The following is a 506-nucleotide window of genomic DNA, read 5'->3' on the forward strand; positions in this document are numbered from 1 at the left end:
AATTTTACCTCGTTGGTATCATCAGTGGTTTGGCGTGCCAGTGGATAACGGGTAGAATATGCGGCTATTTCAACAAATGCTGGTTTTTTGAATGCATAACGACAAAGATCTCTCTACGTGGCAGACATTCCGCCGACTGTGGCCAACCATTGCGCCTTTTAAAGCGGGTCTGATCGTGGCGGGCATAGCGTTAATTCTCAACGCAGCCAGCGATACCTTCATGTTATCGCTCCTTAAGCCGCTTCTCGATGATGGCTTTGGTAAAACAGATCGCTCCGTGCTGATGTGGATGCCGCTGGTGGTTATCGGCCTGATGATTTTACGTGGTATCACCAGTTATATCTCCAGCTACTGTATCTCCTGGGTATCAGGAAAAGTGGTCATGACCATGCGTCGACGTCTGTTCGGCCACATGATGGGAATGCCAGTGTCATTTTTTGACAAACAGTCAACCGGGACACTGCTTTCACGTATTACATACGACTCTGAACAGGTTGCTTCGTCGT

At 48.2% G+C, this 506-nt stretch carries 1 protein-coding gene; it reads left to right on the forward strand.

Going from position 1 to position 506, the window contains the following annotated elements:
* Positions 1–91 precede the first annotated feature (91 nt).
* Positions 92–506, forward strand: a 415-nt coding sequence (locus tag CRI63_RS23595; RefSeq protein WP_240782795.1) for an ABC transporter transmembrane domain-containing protein, incomplete at its 3' end; no start/stop codon positions are given.

The sequence above is a fragment of the Escherichia sp. E2661 genome (assembly GCF_004745185.1).
Lineage (GTDB): Bacteria > Pseudomonadota > Gammaproteobacteria > Enterobacterales > Enterobacteriaceae > Escherichia.